This is a genomic window from Sphingosinicella rhizophila, assembly GCF_032378825.1.
GTDB classification, from domain to species: Bacteria; Pseudomonadota; Alphaproteobacteria; order Sphingomonadales; family Sphingomonadaceae; genus Allosphingosinicella; species Allosphingosinicella rhizophila.
Genome location: NZ_JAVUPU010000028.1, coordinates 1 through 515, shown reverse-complemented (window position 1 = coordinate 515; position 515 = coordinate 1). Strand labels below are relative to the sequence as shown.

At 55.9% G+C, this 515-nt stretch carries 1 protein-coding gene; it reads left to right on the top strand.

Annotated features, from left to right (window positions below):
- Window positions 1-46 precede the first annotated feature (46 nt).
- The gene (locus tag RQX22_RS19250) at window positions 47-499 is read left to right on the top strand and encodes a hypothetical protein (protein WP_315728830.1); all 453 of its coding nucleotides are present in this window, start codon (window positions 47-49) and stop codon (window positions 497-499) included.
- Window positions 500-515 lie beyond the last annotated feature (16 nt).

Genomic DNA, 515 nt, shown 5'->3' with positions numbered 1-515 from the left:
GGTTATGGTTCAGTCTAAGATGATCATGCTCTAGCCATAGCCGAGCATGTTGGAATTCGTTTGGCACTTACGCGGCTCCGTCCCGCTGGATGGCGTCAGCTCTGATGCGCTCGCGCTCGACCACGTGGAGCAGTTGCTGGCGAAGCAACAGAAAAGCGTGAGCGAGCGTGGTTCAGATTATCTTGCTTTCGACGACCCCCTTTGGCGCAACCCATTCGGGCCTAACTGGCTTGCGATGGTGATTTACGACCGTGGTCGGTTCTGGATTGAGCGGGACCTGCACGAACGAAGGTTGCGCTATGACTTGCGCAGCCTACACGGCATGGTTTTCTGCTTGTTCGCTGCGTTCACAGCATTCTTCTTCGGACTGGCTAATGACGGAGTTTCTGGAGGGCTTAAGTTCGCCGCTGGGGCGTTCGCTTGGCTCTATGGAATGAACATCCTGCTAGCACTTTTCCGAGTGCCGTCTGGCATCCGCAATGAGCTGCTGCCGGTCTGATGGACGCTGAGATAGG